This is a genomic window from Longimicrobium sp., assembly GCF_036399255.1.
Classification (GTDB): domain Bacteria; phylum Gemmatimonadota; class Gemmatimonadetes; order Longimicrobiales; family Longimicrobiaceae; genus Longimicrobium.
Window position 1 is genome coordinate 17462 of the sequence record NZ_DASWNM010000023.1, and the last position, 17921, is coordinate 35382.

The window sequence follows — 17921 nt, forward strand, 5'->3', positions numbered from 1 at the left end:
TCAGCGGGGGGCGCGCCGGCGCGCGTCGCGCAGCGCCACGGCGTACTCGCGGTTGTCGGGCGCCAGCCGCGCCGCCTGCTCCAGCGCCGCCAGCGCGTCGCCGTGCTGGCCGGCCTCGGTGTAGAACAGGGCCAGGTCGTACTGGAACTGCGCGTTCTCGGGCTCCAGGCGCGTGGCCTGGATCAGCTCGGCCACCGCGTCGGCCGGGCGCCCGGACGCGCGCAGCGCCTGTCCCAGGCCGTTGCGGTACGACGCCTCCTCGGGCGCCAGCCGCACCGCCGCCCGCAGTTCGGCCAGCGCGTTGTCGGCCTGGTTGGAGCGGGTGAGCAGCATGCCGTGCTGGTAGCGGTACCGGGCGTTGGCCGAGTCCAGCCGCACCGCCGTGCGCAGCTCCAGGATGGCCTCGTACTGCATCCCCGTGGCCTCCAGCAGCGCGGCCAGCTCGCTGCGGTACGCCGCGTTGGCCGAGTCCAGCCGCACGGCCCGCCCCATGGCTGCGCGCGCGGCGGCCCCGTCCCCCATTCCGTTCAGCAGGCCGGCCAGGTCCATGTGGTACGCGGCGTTCAGCGAGTCGGCGCGGATGGCGCCCTGCATTTCCTGGATCGCCTCGGCGGCCTGCCCGTCGCCCGCCAGCGCGACCGCCAGCTCGCGGTGGTACACCGGCGTCTCGCCGTCCAGCTGCACCGCCGTACGCAGCGAGGCCACCGCGTCGCGCGTGCGCCCCGACAGGCGCAGGGCCTCGCCCAGCGAGGCGTGGTACGCGGGGTTGCCCGCGTCCAGGCGCACGGCGCGGCGGTACGCGCCCAGCGCCTCGTCCATCCGGTTCAGCATCAGCAGCGCGGCCCCGTACTCGTGCTGGTACCGCCCGTTCTGCGCGTCCAGCCGCAGCGCGTCGGCAAAGTGCGGGAGCGCGGCCTCGGCTTCGCCGCCGTCGCGCAGCGCCATGGCCAGGTCGGCGTGGAACTCGGCGCTCTCGCCGTCCAGCCGCACCGCCTCGCGAAACGTCTGCAGCGCCTCGTCGCGCATCTCGGCGCGCAGCAGCACGCGCGCCAGGCGGCTGCGGTACTGGGCGCTGGACGGGAACAGCGTCACCGCCTCGCGGGCCCGGGCCAGCGAGTCGGCCAGCGCGGGCGAGAGCTTCGGCGCGCCGGGAGCCGCCGCGGCGGCTCCCGGCGCCGCGGCGCCGGGAGCCTGCGCCACGGCCTGGTGGGCGGCGATCTCGCGCGGGTCCAGCACGATGCTCATGGGCAGGTACTGGTCGTACGTGCGGTCGCCGATGGAGGGGATCTGCGAGTTCTGCGTCTCGCGCCGCACCCGCTCGACCGTGTAGTGCATCATCTCGCTCAGGGTGACGATCTGGTCGCCGTCGTCGTCCGCCGCGCCCCGCAGCGCCTCGAGCAGGTAGTGCGTGAAGACGCCGTGGCCGCCGCCCCACCGGGCGTCTTCGAGCGACAGCTGCGCCGCGCCGCTGGCGGTGAAGACGGCCAGGCCTCCGGTGGTGGAGCTGAGCTGCTGCAGGAAGATGTCGTTGATGGTGTTGTCCCCGCCGCGCGAGGCGAACTGCGTGGTGATGCCGCCGCTGTGGCAGGCGTCGGTGATCAGCACCACGTGCCTGGCGTACAGCTCGCCCACGGCGCGGTCCAGGTCGCGCATGGGAAAGCCGGTCGCCGGCACCTGGTCGGCGCGGGTGTCGTAGGTGAGCAGGTACAGGTCGCTGAGCCGCGCCGGGTCCGGCGCGCCGTGCCCGGCGAAGTAGATGAAGACCTGGTCCTCGTCCGTGGCCTGGCGCAGGTAGGAGTACAGCGCGGCGCGGACCTCGGCGTACGTGGCCTGCTCGTTCAGCAGCAGCTTTACGTTCTCCTGGGCAAAGCCGCCGCCGCCGGCCGCGGGCGAGCGCAGGAAGTCGTAGATGGCGCGGGCGTCGTCGTCGGCGTACTGCAGCGCCTTGATGGCGGTGTCCTGGTACGCGCTGATCCCCACCACCACCGCCCACCGCCGGCCCCGGAACCCCGCCTGGGCGCTCCACGGCTCGTCCCGGCTGGCAAAGCTCTGCGCGGCCGGGGTCGCGTTCAGCTGGTACCGGCCGATGACGGGGTTTCCCGTGCGGCCGCGCACCATCACCACCACCTCGCGGCTCACCGAGTCGGCGGGGACGTATCCCACGAAGCGGTACGACCCGCCGTTCTCCTGGCGGATGGCGGCGCTGCGCCCGTCCACCAGCACCGATTCCACCCCCTCCGGGTGCGAGGCGTACCCGGTCACCCGCACCGAGCGGCGCCCGGGGACGGTGATCCCCCGCGTCCCCACCCCCGACCACTCGCGCGGCTCGGAGATCTGGATGTACCGGCTGGCCGGGTCCTCGATGAACGCGGGGGCGGCGGCCACGGCCCCCACCACGCCGGTGGAGTCCGTCCGCGCCGTCCCGGTCGTCGCCGTCCCCGTCCCGGTCGTCCCGGTCCCCGCACCCCCCGTCCCCGCGGCCGGCGCCGGCGCGGCGGAGGCCAGGGGCCCGGCGGCCTGCGCGGCGGCGGCCTGCGCGGCGGTGGGCGGGGCGCTTACCGCCACGCCCGAGGGCGGCGGGGGCACGTACCGGTCGTCGCCGGCGCCCAGCAGGCGGGGGCGCAGGTTGGTGAGCGAGAACTGCCGCAGGTCGGGGTACGCGGGGTTGGGCGCGGCGGGCGTAAGCCGGTACGCGCCCTCGGAGGTTTCGCCGTTGGAGGCGCGCACCACCACCGCGATGTCGCCGCCCTCGTCCTTCATCTCGGGAAGCGCGGTGAACACCGTGGCGCCGGTCTCGTCGGTGCGGAGCGCCGCGGGCTCGCCCTGCACCAGCACCTCGGCCACCCCGGCGGGGTGGCGCACCACCCCGCGGAAGCAGTACCACCCCCGGCTGGCGCGGCCGGTGCGGGCCGCGGCCTGGCGGCAGACGGAGCCTTCGTACTCCAGCACGGTGATCTGCGCGCGCCCGGTCTGCGCACGCGCCGGCTGCGCCGCGGGAAGCGCGGCAAGCCCGGCGAACAGCAGCAGGAGCGGGGTGCGGGAGCGCCGGAAAGGCCGGCGCGGGACGCCGGGAGGCGAGGTGGGGGTCATTGGAGGTCGAATCCCATCCGGAGGATATGAAAGAACCGGCGAACGCCGGAAACCACACAAAGCCGAAGCCGACAATCAAGGGAACTGATACGCGTTCAGGATACACTTGCCTCCCGGCGCCGTCAAGCAAGCGCGCGCCCCGTGCGCCATGCGTTTGCCGGTCCCCGCGCAAGGAGAGCCTTCCGCGACCGCGGCACCGGACCTATACTGTTCCCGTCAGGTGTTTTCCCTCCGTTCCGTCCGCCACGCCACTTCCGCCCCGGGGTTTTCGCAGTGAGAACCGAGCTGTACGACGCCGTCCGCGAGGCCACCCGCGACGAGTTCGACCTGGCCGCCGAGCTGGGCGGCACCGACGCGTGGGCCGTGTTCCTGGGCCAGGCGCTGGACGGGGGCGGGCTCGCCGTCCTGCTGCTGCAGGAAGCGGAGGACGGCGGCGGGCAGTTCGACCTGGAGGTGATGGACGCGGTGGAGGCCGGCCTTCCGGTGGGCGTCACCACCTGCGCCGCCTGTGGGGCCGGCGAGGAGGGGTGGCCGCGCTTCTGCGCCCTGTGCGGCGCGGACCTTACGGGGGTGCAGGCCGACGCGGCGGTGCCGGGCGGGTCCGCCGGCGAGCTGCTGGCCGAGGTGCGCGCCGCCGCGGACGGCGTGTACCAGGTGCTGGGCGCGCTCCCCCACGCGGAGGGGGGCGGCGCCCTCTACTTCGCCCGCGAAACGGCGAGCGGCCGCATCGTGGGGCTGGCGCTGCAGCAGGACGCGGGCGGAGAGCTGGACCTGGTGGTCGCCTGGGAGCCCGGGGAAGACGCGGCCCACGCCGCGTCGCCGGCCGCGGGGGAGGCGTTCACCCCGGCGCCGCCGGCCGTGCCCGGGCCGGCGGTGGCACTGGAGCGGGAGGAGCCCGTCTCCCCGCCGTGGGATCCGCCGGCGGCGCGGGCGCGCAGCCGAGGACGCGAGCGCGTGCGCCGGGCCGCCGGGATGGCCGGGGTGGCCGCCGTGGGCGTGGCGCTGGTGGCCGCGCTGGTGCTGGTGCTGCGCGATCCGCCCCTGCCGCCCTCCACCGACTCCGCCCGGACGGCGCTGGGCACCGCCACCCCGCCGGCGGACGTCCCGGCCGATCCCGGTCCGGATGGCGATCCCGGCGCGGCGGCGGAAGGCGGAAAGAAGCCGGTGGATCCGCGGCCCTCCCCGGCCGCCGCCCGCACCGGGGTGGCGAAGCCGGCGTCCGCCGCGCCGGAAGCCACCCCGCCCCGCCCATCCACGTCCACGGCGCAGCCCCCCGCGGCCACGGCGGCGGCCGGCGACGATCCGGAGGCCGGGCCCGCGGCACCCACGGCGGACGGCGTGGAGGCGGCGGTGCGCCGGTACGCGCAGGCGGTGGGCTCGTGCCAGACCAGCCGGATCACGCGGGCGTATCCCGGGATCACGGGGGCCGAGGTGGAGCGGTGGGAGCGCTTCTTCCGGCAGAACTGCGGCGCCGGGCTGCGCACGGAGTTCGTGGCGGACGGCGGCGCCTCGGTGGACGGCACCCGCGCCGAGCTGCTGTTCACGCTGGCGATGGCGTACACGGACCCCGCGGGGCGCGCGGTGCAGCAGCCGCTCCCCATGCGCGCCCTCCTGGAGTGGCGGGAGGGCGCCTGGTCGCTGCGCGAGGTGCGGTCGCTGGCCGGACGCTGAGCCGATGTGAATGCCGCCGGCGTGAATGCTTCCGCTTCGCAACGGAGCGGCGTATACTGCGCGAAAGGCCCTCCCGCCCGGGCGGGCCCTCCTCAATGCCTCCCCTTCATCTCCCTCCCGGCAGGGTGCTGTCATGAGATCCGAGCTGTACGAGGCCCTCCGCGCGGCCACCGAAGGCGAGTTCCAGCTCCTGGGCGAGCTGGACTGCGATGCCGGATGGATCGCCTACCTGGCGGCCTCGCGCGCGGACGGCGCGCTGGCCCTCCTGCTGCTGCACCGCACGCCCGAGGGCCACGAGTTCGACCTGCAGGTGGCGCACGCGCTGGACGGATCGCTGGCGGTGGGCAAGACCACCTGCCCCGCCTGCGGCGCCGTGGCGGACGGCTGGCCGCGCTTCTGCGCCGGCTGCCGGCGCGACCTGTCGGGGGTGGCCCCGGACGCGGCCGGGACGGGAAGCGCGCCTGGCGAGCTGCTGCAGGCGGTGCGCGACGCGTCGGAAGGGGTGTACGAGGTGCTGGGCGCCATGCACCACGCGGAGGGCGGCGGCGCGCTGTACTTCGCGCGGGAAGACGGCGGGCGCATCGTGGGCCTGGTGCTGGAGCGCGAGGCGGACGGCGGCCTTTCCCTGGCGCAGTCGTGGGCCTACGACCACGACGCGCTCGCCGCCACGCCTCCGGCCGCGGCCCCCGTCGAAACCCCGTTCGCGGCCGCGCGCGTGGAGGAGCCGACCCTCCCGGCGCCCCCGTACGCCCCCGCGACCCCCGCACCCCCCGGTGAGCCCGTGCCGGCCGCACCCGCGCTGCTGCTGTACGACGAGCCGGCGCCCGCGCCTCGGACCGGCGGCCCCTCGCGGCGCGTGCTGTACGGCGCGGCGGGGGCACTGCTGATCGCGGCGGGCGTGGTGCTGGCCCTGGTGGTGGTCCAGCGGTCCGCGCCCTCCGCCGACGCGGCCGTCGCCCGGCCCGCGGACCCCGGGCCCGTCGCGGCGGCGCCGGCTCCCGCCCCGGTGCAGCCGGTGACCGCGTTCACCGACTCCGTCGTCGTCCCGGCGGCCACCCCGGCCGAGCCCCGGCCCACGCCGCCGCCCGCCCGGCGCACGCGCCCCCGTCCCGCTCCTCGGCCGGACCCCGCCGCGCCGGCGGAGCCCGCGCGCCCCTCGGCCGAGGAAGACCGGCGGGCGGTGCTGGGCGCCGTGGCCCGCTACGCCAACGCGGTGGAGTCGCGGCAGATGGACCGCATCCGCGCCGCCTACCCCGGCATCTCGGGGGAGGAGATGGAGCGGTGGACGGCGTGGTTCAGCCGGTTCACCCCCAACGTGGGCCTGGGGGTCACGCACTCCGTCACGGACGGGCCGGAGATCCAGGGCGACGTGGCCACGCTGGTCGTCACGTTGACGATGCGCTACCAGGGGCAGCGGCACCAGGTCACCTCGCGCGCCAGGCTGCGCCGCGGCGGCGACGGCTGGGTGGTGCAGGAGCTGCGCGCGCTTCAGTAGGCCGGCCGTCATGCCTCCCCGCCCCCGGCTGGTTCCCGCGCCGCAGACCCGCGGCGCGGACGTCGACCTGCAGTCCACGCCCTTCTGGATCGGCGCGGCGGCCGATTCCGGGCTGCGCATCCTGCTTCCCGGCATGGCCCCCCGCCACGTCTCCATCCTGGAGCGCGAGGACGGGTTCTGGATCTCGCCCGCCCGCGCCGACGCCCCGCCGCGCGTGAACGGCGACGCCGCCGCCGCCCCGCGCCGCCTGCGCCACGGCGACCTGCTGGAGTTCGCGCCGGGGGTGGTCTACCGCTTCGACACGGGGCAGGCGCCCCCGCCCGCCCCCGCCCCCCGCGTACGCCCCCCTGCCCTGGTGGCGCCCGCCGCGCCCCCGCCGCCGCGGATGCGCCAGGGCGGGCTGGTGGACCGGCGCACGCGGCGGCGGCGCTGGCTGTGGCGGGGCGCGGTGGCGGGGGCGCTGGCGCTGGTGGTGGCGGCGGTGGCGGTCGCCGTCTCCGCGCTGCGCCGCGAGGCCAGGGTGGACGCGCCGCTCTCCGAGGCCGACGCGGTGTACCTGGATTCGCTGATGCTGTCGTCGTCGGAGCGGGTGGAGCGCGGCACGGCGCTGCTGGCGCTGGGGGCGGCGGACCCGGCGCTGCGCGAGTTCGCCGGGGCGGTAAACCAGCTGGAGACCAGCCGGCTGGGCGCCAATCCGTGGGTGCGCCCGCGCATCGCCAACCTGGAGGCGGCCATCGCGGCCGTGTACCGCGAAAAGCGGATCGCCGTGCCGCCGCGCTACCAGGCCGCGCCCGCCACCACCCGGGCCTCCACCGCCGGCCTGCCCCGTGGCGCGCTTACGCCCGAGCAGTTCGCGGCGGCGGTCGAAGAGGCGCAGCAGGAGTTCGAGGCGCGCTACGGCCGGCGCATCGTGGTCACCGGGCGCGACCATGGCGAGCACATGATGCTGTACGGCCCCGGCGGCGCGCTGGACATGCGCGTGCGCGACCTTACGCGCGAGCAGCTGGTGTTCGGGATGAACGCCCTGCGCCGCCGCGGCGTGCGGGTAAAGGACTTTTCCGACGACCGCGTGCTGCAGGCGCAGATCGAGAGCGCCCGCCGCCGCAACCGCCCCGACCTGATGGGCACCGGCCTGCACCTGCACATCGACCGCTTCGCCAACCGCTGGGACCGCTGGACGACGTACAAGTAGATCCCGGGGAGATTGGGAAAGGAATGCGCCTGACAGGGAATAGGGAATAGGGGACAGGTTACAGGGGACAGCCGGCAACGGCGGGCCGGATGCCGCTACTGCCGACCCAGGTTCCGTGAGCAAGGGTCTGCGCAGCAGGTGGGGAACCGACACGGGTCAATGGAGTGCGCGGGGTTAGATTCCGTTGCTCCGGGATTCGGCGTCAGCCGAGGCCATGGTAAAGGAAGACTCCTCACTCACGCAGAGTCATCAGAGTTTTCTCGTGCCGGTTCCCCCGGATCACACCGTCCAAAGCAGAGCTTGTCGTGAGCGGAGGCATGGCGCGCCGGTCGACGAGGCACGGGCCGGCGTGATGTGTCGGGAACGGGAGAGAGATGGACCGCGGCAGGGGGCCATCCGCGTTTTTTGGAGAGGGATGTGGATCGTTGGATGATCTCCACGGCGCGGTGAAGCAGGCCGTCCGCACCACCTGATGCGCGATCTGGCGAACCACCGGCCCACGCCAAGATCGGGGGAGCGGCACATTTCCGGACGCTGGCCTTCCTCCGGATCCGCAAACAACCGGCATCACTCCATCCGACCACCTGAAAAGGCGGGGGGTGTAGAGGGACAGACAAAAGCCAGAGGAACAGAGGAAGATTGGTGTCCTCTGCTCCTCTGGTTTTTCTCTGTCCCTCTGTACCCCCCCGATGTTGCGTTTTTCAGGATTCGGGATCAGCCGGAGAGGAACAGCCAGAGCGCGAGCGGGACGAGCGGGACGATCAGGAGGATGGATGTTGGAGCGCGGGATGCGTTCGCCCGCGGCTCCGGGTCGCCGACCGCGCCGAACGCCGCCTCCAGTTCCTCGCGCAGCTCGGCGACGGAGGCGTGGCGGGCGGCGGGGTCGCGGCGCATGGCCTTGAGCAGCACGGCCTCGATCTGCGGCGCCAGGTCGGGACGGTAGGCGGTGGGCGGGACGGGGTCCGCGAACGGAAGACGGGCGCGGTATTCCTCCTCGTCTTCGTCGTCCGTCATGGGGAACGGAATGCGGCCGGTGAGCATCTCGTACAGCACCACGCCCAGGCTGTAGATGTCGGCTGCCTCGTACGTGGCCGTGGCCGGATCCAGGATCTGCTCCGGCGCCGAGTACGGCAGCGTGCCGATGCGCACGTCCTCGTGCCCCGGCAGCGTGCTGCGCGCCCCGCGCTGCACCGCCACGTCGAAGTCGATCAGCCGCAGTTCCCCGTCCGCCGTTACGATGATGTTGCTGGGCTTGATGTCGCGGTGGATGATGCCGCGCGCGTGGAGGGCCTCGACGTCATCCATCAACCGGATCATGCCCGTAAGCGCCTCGGGAACGCTCGCCCGCCCGGCCCGATCCGACTCCCGCAGCGTGACACCCGCAATCCATCGGTCCCCCGTGGATCCGCCCGGGCCGACGCTCCCCGACCGTACCGCACCGGTGGCGCGTGCAATCACGTGGGCGTCCACGTCAGGAGTGGGTCGATTTCAGGCACTCGATGCCGTCCTTCGTTCCCTTGCGGCATTGTTCGCACTTCAGGATCGACGCGGCATACGCCGCTCCAGTTCCGTAGCCGGCCAGCCCCGCCGAGACATCGCCCTTCTTCCATTTGACCCGGAGCTTGAGGTACCAGGTCCCGCACTGGATGTTCTTGACGGGGTCCGTCATGTCCGCGTGGCTGAAATTTGCCCCGAGCGCCTTGTAGTTCGTGTTGACGTCGGTCACAGCAGCTTTCGTGATCTGCATCAATCCAGTAGCCGAGCTTCCGGCGTTCTTCACCGTCGGAACGAACGTGGATTCCTTATACGCCAGGCAGATGATCAACTCGTCCGATAGACCGGAGTTGTTGTTCGCCTTGACGATCTCTGTGATCTCGTCCAGAGAGAGCGAATTACTTTTCGGGCGCCACGATTCCTTGGGGGGAGCCAGCGGCGCGGTGGCCGGCGGGGGCGGTGCGGGTGGGCCCGCCGGGGGTTCGCGCCGCACGTGCAGATCGCCCGTAAGCGCCTTGCTGGCGAGGGTGCCAAGGAGGCGGGGCATCGACAGCTGCGTGCCGCCCAAGGAGAGCGACTGCACCAGAAGCCCGAACGCCTGGCGGTTGGCGGGGATTCCCGCAACGCGTTCAAAAAACGTCCGCGCCGCCGTGGCGTTGCTAAAGCGCACCCCTGTTCCCGGTGTGCGCGGGGCCTTGCCGAGCACCACCGTGTAGCGGGCCGCGCCGTCCGTGAAGGCCAGCGGTTCTCCGGTCATCGCGACTCCCCTTTCTGCCCGCCGGAACCGGACGCGGCGCTTACGTGTGCAGGAACTTGAGGCGCGAGGCGCCGGCGAGGACGATCTCGTCGCCGTCGTCCAGGGGCTGGTGCTCGCCGCGCTGCAGGGGCTGGTCGTTCAGCCGGGTGCCGTTCAGGCTGCTGTCCAGCAGAAAGTAGTCGCGCCCCTTCCGCAGGATGGTGCAGTGGTAGCGGGAGACCAGCGCGGCCGAGTCGCTGATGACCAGGTCGTTCTTTTCGTCCGGCCGCTCGCCGTCGGCCGCGCCGATGCGGAACACCTCCTTTTCCACCGGCGCCAGCCTTCCCCGCCCCACCCCATCGATCACCTTCACGATCGCCTTCGGACCCGTCGCGCCGGGCTTTTCCGCGCCGGGCTTGCCGCCCAGCCTGCGCAGCAGCACCAGGATCCCCGCGCCGAACACCCCCAGCGCCCCTGCGGCAATCAGCATGCGCCGGGTAAAGCGGCGGGCGTCCTGCGCCTGGCGGATGGCGGCCGCCATGGAGCTGGCGCGCGGATCGTCGGGCGACTGCGAGAGCACGCCGGTCACGATCTGCTCGGCGCTGTTCAGGTCCCGCGCGTACAGGGCCCGCTCCGCCAGGTTCAGCTTTTCGCGGCGGTCGGCCGCCTGCTGCGCCTGCGTCTTTGCCTCCGCGTCCTGCTGCTGCTTCTGGGTGGCCTCCTGCGCGCGCGCCGTCTGCAGGTCGCCCAGCGCGCGGTTGTACTCCAGCTCGGCTTCCTTGTCGTCGGGGTCGATGATCAGCACCATCTTCCACAGGTCCATCCGCGACGTGGCGCTCTCCGTCGTCAGCGGCTGGGCGGAGGCGGCCCGCGCCTGGCCGGCCAGGCGACGCTTGTCCTCAAGCTGCGCCGGCGTCAGCGGCGGCGGGCCGGGCGGCGGCGCGGGCGCCACGGCGGCGGGCGCCTGTCCCGGGACCGCCTGCCCCGCGGCCGGCGCGGCGGGGTCCTGCGCGGCCAGGCGAATCGCGGAGAGCGGGACCAGCGCGGCGGCGCACAGCAGGATGCGGAAGTGCCGGGCACCCATCGTCACACCCCCGCCGGCGCGGCGGCTTCCGCGTCCGTCCGCGCGTCCGCATCGTCCCCCGCCACTCCGTCCCCCGGTCCCGGATCGGAAGACGCCGCCGTCTCCGCCGCGATCCGCTCCGCTTCGGCCGCCGCCGCCGCGGCCCGCTCCGCTTCGGCGGCCTCGGCGGCGGCGAGGGCGGCTTCCTCCGCCATCCGCCGCGCCTCTTCCTCCACCTCCTGCCGCGTCCCCGCCAGCAGCGCCACGCCGTCCCTGTCGCGGACCACGCGCACCAGCGAGCCCGCGGCCACGTCGCCGCCGATCACCAGCCGCGACAGGTCGCTCACCACCATCCGCTCCACCGTGCGGTCCACGGGGCGCGCGCCGTACGCGGGGTCGTACGCCAGCTCCGCCAGCAGCGCGATGGCCTCGGGATCGGCCTCGAGCGTGGCGCCGTACTCGTCGCGCAGCCGCGTCCCCGCCCCGCTCAGGTGCGTGCGGACGATGCGCTGCAGCACCGCGGGCTCCAGCGCGTCGAAGGCGATCACGTCGCCCAGGCGGTTGAACAGCTCGGGCCGCAGCGAGGCCTGCACCACCTTCAGGATGATCTCCTTGCGCTCCGCCGGATCGTCGCTCCCCGCCATCGCCTCGCGCACGCCCAGGTTGGAGGTGAGGATGATGAGCGTTCCCGTGAAGTCGCAGAAGCGGCCGCGGGCGTCCGTCAGCCGCCCCTCGTCCAGCACGCCCAGCAGGATGTCGATCACCTCGGGGTGCGCCTTTTCCACCTCGTCGAAGAGCACGATGGAGTGCGGGCTGCGGCGCACCTGCTCCGTCAGGAACCCGCCCTGCTCCGAGCCCACCAGCCCCGGCCGCGAGCCGATGAGGCCGGAGACGGAGTGGGCCTCCTTGTACTCGGCCATGTCGATGCGCACCAGCGCCGTCTCGTCGTCGAACAGCGCCTCGGCCAGCGCCTTGGCCAGTTCCGTCTTTCCCACCCCCGTAGGTCCGACGAAGAGGAACGAGGCCGGCTTGCGCCGCGCGCGCAGGTCCGCGCGCATCCGCCGTGCGGCATCGGCCAGCGCGTCCACGGCGGCGTCCTGCCCGTGCACGCGGGCGCGCAGCCGCTCCTCCAGCAGCAGCAGCCGCTCGCGCTCGCTTTCCATCATCCGCGACAGGGGAACGCCGGCGCGGCGCGCGACCACTTCCGCCACGTCGTTGGGCCCCACCTCGCGCCCCAGCGACACCCCGGAGGCGGCCAGCGCCTCCGCCCGCCCCTCGAGGTCCGCCCGCTGCTCGCGCAGGTACTTCAGCGTGCCGTAGCGAAGCTCCGCCGCGGCCGCCGTGTCGCCGCGCCCCTCGGCCGCGGCCAGCTCCGCCTCCTTTTCGGCGATGGCCGCGTGGGTGGCGCCCAGCCCGTCGGCCACCTCCTGCTGCTCGCGCCAGCGGGCATCCAGCGCGTCGCGCTCCCCCCGCAGCCGCTCCACGCTGGCCTGCAGCGCGGGGCGGTCCGCGTCGTCCCCCGCCCCGGCCAGGCGCGACTCCGCCCGGGCCAGCTCGCGCTCGGCCGTGTCCAGCGCCTCGGGGCGCGACTCCAGCTGCATGCGTAGTCGGGCGGCGGCCTCGTCCAGCACGTCGAACGCCTTGTCGGGGAAAAAGCGGTCGCGCAGGTGGCGGCGGGCCAGGCGCACCACCGTGTCCAGCGCCCCGTCGCTCACCGTGACGCCGTGGTGGCGCTCGTAGTGGCCGCGCGCGCCGTGCAGCATCTGCAGCACCGTCTCGTCGTCCGGCTCGTCCACCGTCACCTTTTCGAAGCGGCGGGCCAGCGCGCCGTCCTTTTCGATCGTCTCGCGATACTCGTCGTGCGTGGTGGCGCCGATGCAGCGCAGCTCGCCCCGGGCCAGCGCCGGCTTGAGGATGTTGGCCGCGTCCATCCCCCCGGCGTTCCCCCCCGCCCCCACCAGCGTGTGCAGCTCGTCCAGGAACAGGACCACGTCCTTCTGCGCCTTTACCTCGTCCACGACCGCCTTGATGCGCTCCTCGAACTCGCCGCGGTACTTGGCGCCCGCCACCAGCGACGTCAGGTCCAGCGCCAGCAGCCGGCAGCCGCGCAGCGAGGCGGGGACGTCGCCGGCGGCCATCCGCAGCGCCAGCCCCTCGACCACCGCCGTCTTTCCCGTCCCGGGATCGCCCACCAGCACCGGGTTGTTCTTGGACTTGCGCAGCAGCGTCTGCACCACGTGCCGGGTCTCGGCGTCGCGCCCCAGCACCGGCGGCAGCCGCCCCTCACGCGCGTCGGCGGTCAGGTCGCGGGCAAAGCGGGCGAGCACGCTCCCCGCCGCCGGAGCGGCCTGCTCCGCGGCGGGCTGCATGACCTCGGGCGAGTCCAGCGCCGCCGCCAGCCGGTCGGGCGACCAGCCGGCGTCGCGCAGGGCGCGCGGCAGCTCGCCCTGCGCGGGCTCGGCCGCCGCCAGCGCCACCTCCAGCGCACCCACCGTGTGGGCCCCGCGCCGGTCGGCGCGGGCAAAGGCGCGGTCCAGCAGGTCGCGCAGCGCGCGCCCGGCGATCGGCTGGCGCCCGGGCTCCAGCCGCGCCGCGCCGTCGTCGCCGGCGGTCTCCACCGCCTCGCGGGCGGCGCCGGCGTCCAGCCCCAGCGCGGGGGCCAGCTGGGCCAGCGCGCCGCCGGGCTCCAGCAGGGCGGCCAGCAGGTGCCGGGGCTGGATGTAGCCGGCGCCGCGGCGGGCGGCGTGGGCGCGCGCCTGCTCCAGCGCGGCCGAAAGGTCCAGGGCAAGGCGAGTGAGGTCCATGACGGGGTCCCGCGATTCAGGGCTTGCGCAGCCGGATGCGCGGCGTGCGCGACTCGGCCGGGGGCGAAAGGGGGGCGGGCGCCGACGGCGCCGCGGGGACCGGCTCCGGAACGCTCACCGTGCCGGAGACGGGCGGCGGCGGCGCGGGGGTCGCCTCGGAGGCCAGCCCCAGGCGGCGCTGGTAGAGCACGGCGGCGCGCACGCGGTAGCCGGGCTGCACCGTCACCTGCAGCCCGCTGACGGTGGCCACCTCCGGCGGCGTGTCGAAGTTGACGGCGAAGTTGCGCTGCCCCGGGATCTCGCACTGCACGCTTCGCGAGATGGGGCGCGAGGGGCCGGCGGCGGCGTTCACCCGCAGGTCCACGCGCAGCTCCTCGCCCACCTGCCACTCGCTGATGCCGTGCGGGTCGCCCAGCAGCACCACCCGGTACTCGTGGCGCCCCGTGAGGCTCATGTGGCTGAAGACGAAGGTGAGCAGGTCGCCGTCGCGCTGCGGGTGCCCGGGGGTGGCCACGGCGATGTAGAAGTGCTCGCCGCCGCGGTCCAGCAGGAACTTGAGCGTGTCGAGCGCGCGGTTCACCCGGAAGTCCAGGTACTTGCCCTCCAGCGCGTCGCACAGCCGCCGCAGCCGGGTAAGCGTCTCGCCCGCGCGCTCCAGCGCCGGACGCAGCTCCTCGCGGGTGCGCCGCTCGCGCCCGCGGGCCAGCGCCTGCCGCTCCTCCTCCAGCAGCACCGCGTAGCTGGCGTCCGCGCCGGAAAGGGTCTGGAAGAAGTGGCGGGTGGCGGCGGACAGGTCCAGCGCCACGGCGATGCGCCGCCCCGCGCGCTCCACCTCGCGAAAGAGCTGGTCGGGGGGGATGGCGGGGTCCAGCGTTTCGTACGCGCACCCGTCCAGCGCCAGCACCGCCCGCTCCACGAACGCCAGCACCTCGCGGTCGTCGTGCGCGTCCACGCCCCGCTGCGCCACCTGCTCGGCGTACCAGGCGATGGAGCGGTGCAGCTCGGCGTAGCGGCCGGCCAGCTGCACCACCTCGTTGTGCAGCCCCGCCCACCCCGCGTACAGCTCGCTGTGGGCGAGGACGGTGGCGCAGGGGGGGATGAAGCGGGCGTCCGGCTCGAACGCCAGCGTTTCCGAGGCGCGGCGCAGCCGGCCCACCGCCAGCGCGTGCGCCGCCGCGTCGCCGTCGGCCCCCAGCGCCACCCGGTAGCTGGCCCGCCGCAGCGCCGCCTGCGCGGGGTTGGCCGCGTCGGCGCCCACGCTGGCGGGGTCCTCCTCCTTTTCCGCCCCGCGCACCAGGTAGACCAGGACGTCCGTCAGCCCCGCCAGGTCCGCCTTGCGAAACTCGCCGCGCGCCGCGTCGCCCCCGCCCACCTCCACGAACTCGCCCGAGGGGGTGATCCCCCGCGCCTCCAGCACCGCCACGCGCACCGTCTCGCCGTCGTCGGCCACCTGCAGCCGCGGGTCGTGCCCCGCCAAGCCGCGCTCCGTCTCGCCCAGGCGCACGCCGCCCCCCACCAGCCCCGTCCCGGGAACGCAGTAGCGCAGCACCCACCCCACCAGCGCGTCGGCGTAGGCGTCCTGGATGCGAAAGTGGTCGGGCGTCAACAGCATCCCCGTGGTCCAGTTGACGGACCGGGGGGCGGGGGGGCGAGGGGTCACGCGGCACTCCTTTCGGGGATGTCGATCTCGGGAACGGCACCGCGCGGGACGGCGGCCGGGGCGGCGACCAGGCGCGCGTTCACGCCCAGGACGGGCGGGTTTTCGGGGTCGCCCGGGCGGGCGCCGGCGTCGGGGTCGCCCACCGCCCACGCCTCGCGCACGCCGCGGTGCAGCGCGGCGGGGACGGCCAGGCGGTAGAGCGCGTCGCGCTGGGCACGGCGGACAGGGGTGTCATGCTCGCGCCACTGCGCCAGCGTCAGGGGCGGATCGTCCGTCCGCTGTCGCCCCAGCGTCACCTCCAGCACGCAGGGCGCGGCCACGCCCTCGCCCGCCACGGTGTCGATCCCCAGCCGCGAGGCGGCCTGGCCCAGCCGCGTGCGCCCCTCCGGCGGCAGGGGGACGATGCCGCGGACCGCGCGCACCCGCGCCACGGGAAGGCCAAAGACGGTCCCCAGCGCCAGCCGCACCGCCGCTTCCGTCCCCGCCACCTGGTGCAGCGCGGGAAGCAGGCGCGCCAGCGGGTACCAGCACTCGCGGGGAAACAGGGGCGTCGCCGGGGTGTCGCCCACGGGGCGCAGGTCCAGGTCCAGGCCGAAGATCTCCTGGATCCAGCGCAGGGTGACGGCGTCGTCGTCCGGGTGCAGCGCCAGAAAGCCGCCGGCGCCGCGCACGTGCAGCGCCAGCTTCAGCAGGGGGTTGTCGAACAGGGCCATCAGCGCGTCCACGCCAAAGCCCTCGTCGCCCCCGTCGCGCAGGGGATAGGGGAGCACGTCCACCCCGCCCGCCCCCGCCACGGCCAGCGTCACCCGCGTCCGGGCGGTGAGCTCCGTCCCCGGCTCCGGCGACTGCCGCAGCACCGTGCCCCGCGCCCAGCCGGGCCCGGCGGAGCGCACCCCCACCCGGTCGGCCTCCACCCCCAGCCGGCGCAGCGTGGCCACGGCGCTGTCCAGGTCGTGCCGGAACCCGCGGCGGGGGGTGCACAGGTCCGGCATGGTCCGCGTCACCGCGCGCCTCCCGCCAGCGGCTGCACGCAGACCCGCACCACGTGCCCCAGCGCGGAGCGGCCCTGCAGGTGCGCCTCCAGGGCCGCGCGCAGCCGGGGCAGCTCGCCCTCGGGGTCGGCGAACTCCGCCGGGCGCACCCACGCCGTCACCGCCTCGGTGCGGACGACGCCCTCCGGCCCCGCCTCGGCCCGCCCCTCCACCTCGACCCGGGCGATGCGGACGTCGAAGGCGCGCGCCGCCGCCTCCACGTCCGCCGCGGTCACCACCCGCTCGCGGGTGCGCAGCAGCTCGGCGAAGCGCACCCGTGCCGGGGCGTACGCCGGCGGGGCCGCGCCGCCGCGCGAGACGGTAAGGTTGGCCACCTGCAGCGTCACGTTGGCCAGCTCCGCGTCCACCCGGCAGACGGCGCCGATCTCCATCCCGTTGGCCCGCTCGCCGTCGCAGTATAGCAGCCGCACCATGGCGTAGTCGTCGCCCAGCCCGGTGGCGTGGCGGGCGGGGCGCAGCTCCAGGTGCCCCTCGCGATACCGCCAGCGCCCGGCGCCCGGCGCGCCCTCCACCGCCGACTCCTCCGCGTAGCGGGCGCCGCGCTGCCCGGTCACGCTCAGCACGCCCATCACGTGGCGGGTGCGGCTTCCCTCCGGGCACAGCCGCACGGCGGTGCCCATGCGGTCGAAGGTCACCTGCTCGCTCGCCACCTCCACGTTGCTGGCGGTCACGCAGTGCGGCTCCACCCGGTGCAGCGCGTTCGGCACCCCGCGCGTTCCCGCCGGAAGCGGCACCTGCACCCAGGCCAGCGGCCGGTCCAGCGCGTGCGGGGCGCTCTCGGGAAGAAGCAGGGGCGCGGCGGCGCGCAGGGGCAGGGGCACGGCGCAGCGGTGGCGGCGGTCCGCCGGAACGGGGGGAAACACCCAGACGCGGGCGCCGTACGGGCCGTCGGCCAGCGGCACCACCGCCGCGGCGCCGTCCCCCGCGCCCCGTGGCGCCGCCTCGTGAAACCAGGCCAGCCGGCGCACGCCGCCGCGCCCCGGCGTGGGCCGCAGCATCCCGTCCTCGCGCACCGTCCCCTCGGGCCCCAGCAGCTGCCAGGGGGAGCGGGCCAGCGCCTCGGCGGCGGCCCCCTCGGCGTCCAGGAACACGCCCAGCCCGCCCAGGTGCCCCTCGTCCGCGTCGAACGCCAGCCACAGGGTGGGCGCGGCGCCCGGCAGCGCCAGCGGCACGCTTCCCGGCGGCACCACTGCGCCGCCGGGGACGCGGGCGCCGGGAATGGCGTGCAGCCGGCCGGCCTCGTAGACCGCGGCAAAGGCCAGCGTGGTGGGGGAGACGTCGATCGGCTCGTCCGGGGCGAAGCCCACCTGGCTTCCCGTGCGCGTGAACCCCCACAGCTGCGTCTCGGCCGAGACCGTCTCGCGCTGGTCCATCCCCGCGAAGCGCACCACCGCCTGCGCCGGCGACGCCAGCCGCGGCTCCATGGCCAGCCCGGCCACCAGGTCGTCCAGCACCGTCACCGGAAAGACGCGCTCGGCCTCTTCGTAGACGCGGGCCACCTGCACGGCGAGCGCGTGGAAGACCGTGGCGAGCACGGGGTCCACGGGCGGCTGCGTCTCGTAATGCGCCTCCATCGCCAGGGCGAAGTCGCGGCGCAGCTCCGCCGCGATCTCGCCCGCGGTGCGGGTGCTGCTGGCCAGCGCGCGGTGCACGGTCTCGCTCAC

At 75.0% G+C, this 17921-nt stretch carries 11 protein-coding genes; 3 read left to right on the forward strand and 8 right to left on the reverse strand.

Annotated elements, in window-relative coordinates:
• Positions 1 to 3090: a tetratricopeptide repeat protein gene (locus tag VGC13_RS03415; protein ID WP_331123799.1), complete on the reverse strand. Its 3090-nt coding sequence runs from the start codon at positions 3088 to 3090 to the stop codon at positions 1 to 3.
• A 273-nt stretch (positions 3091 to 3363) separates the two neighbouring features.
• On the opposite strand from VGC13_RS03415, the gene VGC13_RS03420 reads away from it, so the two are divergent.
• The 3 genes from VGC13_RS03420 to VGC13_RS03430 all read left to right on the forward strand — a co-directional run bounded on the left by VGC13_RS03420 (position 3364) and on the right by VGC13_RS03430 (position 7448).
• Positions 3364 to 4761, forward strand: a complete 1398-nt coding sequence (locus tag VGC13_RS03420) for a hypothetical protein (protein ID WP_331123800.1) — start codon at positions 3364 to 3366, stop codon at positions 4759 to 4761.
• A gap of 133 nt (positions 4762 to 4894) precedes the next feature.
• Positions 4895 to 6256, forward strand: a complete 1362-nt coding sequence (locus tag VGC13_RS03425; RefSeq protein ID WP_331123801.1) for a hypothetical protein — start codon at positions 4895 to 4897, stop codon at positions 6254 to 6256.
• A 10-nt stretch (positions 6257 to 6266) separates the two neighbouring features.
• Complete coding sequence (locus tag VGC13_RS03430; RefSeq protein ID WP_331123802.1) at positions 6267 to 7448, forward strand: FHA domain-containing protein; 1182 nt, start codon at positions 6267 to 6269, stop codon at positions 7446 to 7448.
• A gap of 714 nt (positions 7449 to 8162) precedes the next feature.
• On the opposite strand, the gene VGC13_RS03435 is transcribed toward VGC13_RS03430, so the two are convergent.
• The 7 genes from VGC13_RS03435 to VGC13_RS03465 are packed head-to-tail and all read right to left on the reverse strand — an operon-like array spanning position 8163 to position 17921.
• Complete coding sequence (locus tag VGC13_RS03435; protein ID WP_331123803.1) at positions 8163 to 8918, reverse strand: serine/threonine-protein kinase; 756 nt, start codon at positions 8916 to 8918, stop codon at positions 8163 to 8165.
• A 1-nt stretch (position 8919) separates the two neighbouring features.
• Complete coding sequence (locus tag VGC13_RS03440) at positions 8920 to 9699, reverse strand: transglycosylase SLT domain-containing protein (RefSeq protein WP_331123804.1); 780 nt, start codon at positions 9697 to 9699, stop codon at positions 8920 to 8922.
• A 40-nt stretch (positions 9700 to 9739) separates the two neighbouring features.
• Positions 9740 to 10762: an FHA domain-containing protein gene (locus VGC13_RS03445; RefSeq protein ID WP_331123805.1), complete on the reverse strand. Its 1023-nt coding sequence runs from the start codon at positions 10760 to 10762 to the stop codon at positions 9740 to 9742.
• A gap of 2 nt (positions 10763 to 10764) precedes the next feature.
• Positions 10765 to 13545, reverse strand: a complete 2781-nt coding sequence (locus VGC13_RS03450; protein WP_331123806.1) for an ATP-dependent Clp protease ATP-binding subunit — start codon at positions 13543 to 13545, stop codon at positions 10765 to 10767.
• Positions 13546 to 13561: 16 nt separating this feature from the next.
• On the reverse strand, positions 13562 to 15205 hold the full coding sequence (gene tssK / locus VGC13_RS03455; RefSeq protein ID WP_331123807.1) for a type VI secretion system baseplate subunit TssK: 1644 nt from the start codon (positions 15203 to 15205) through the stop codon (positions 13562 to 13564).
• On the reverse strand, positions 15202 to 16209 hold the full coding sequence (locus VGC13_RS03460; RefSeq protein WP_331123808.1) for a PASTA domain-containing protein: 1008 nt from the start codon (positions 16207 to 16209) through the stop codon (positions 15202 to 15204). The genes tssK and VGC13_RS03460 overlap by 4 nt, the downstream gene beginning before the upstream one ends.
• Positions 16206 to 17921: a hypothetical protein gene (locus tag VGC13_RS03465; protein WP_331123809.1), complete on the reverse strand. Its 1716-nt coding sequence runs from the start codon at positions 17919 to 17921 to the stop codon at positions 16206 to 16208. Before VGC13_RS03465 ends, VGC13_RS03460 begins: the two co-directional genes overlap by 4 nt.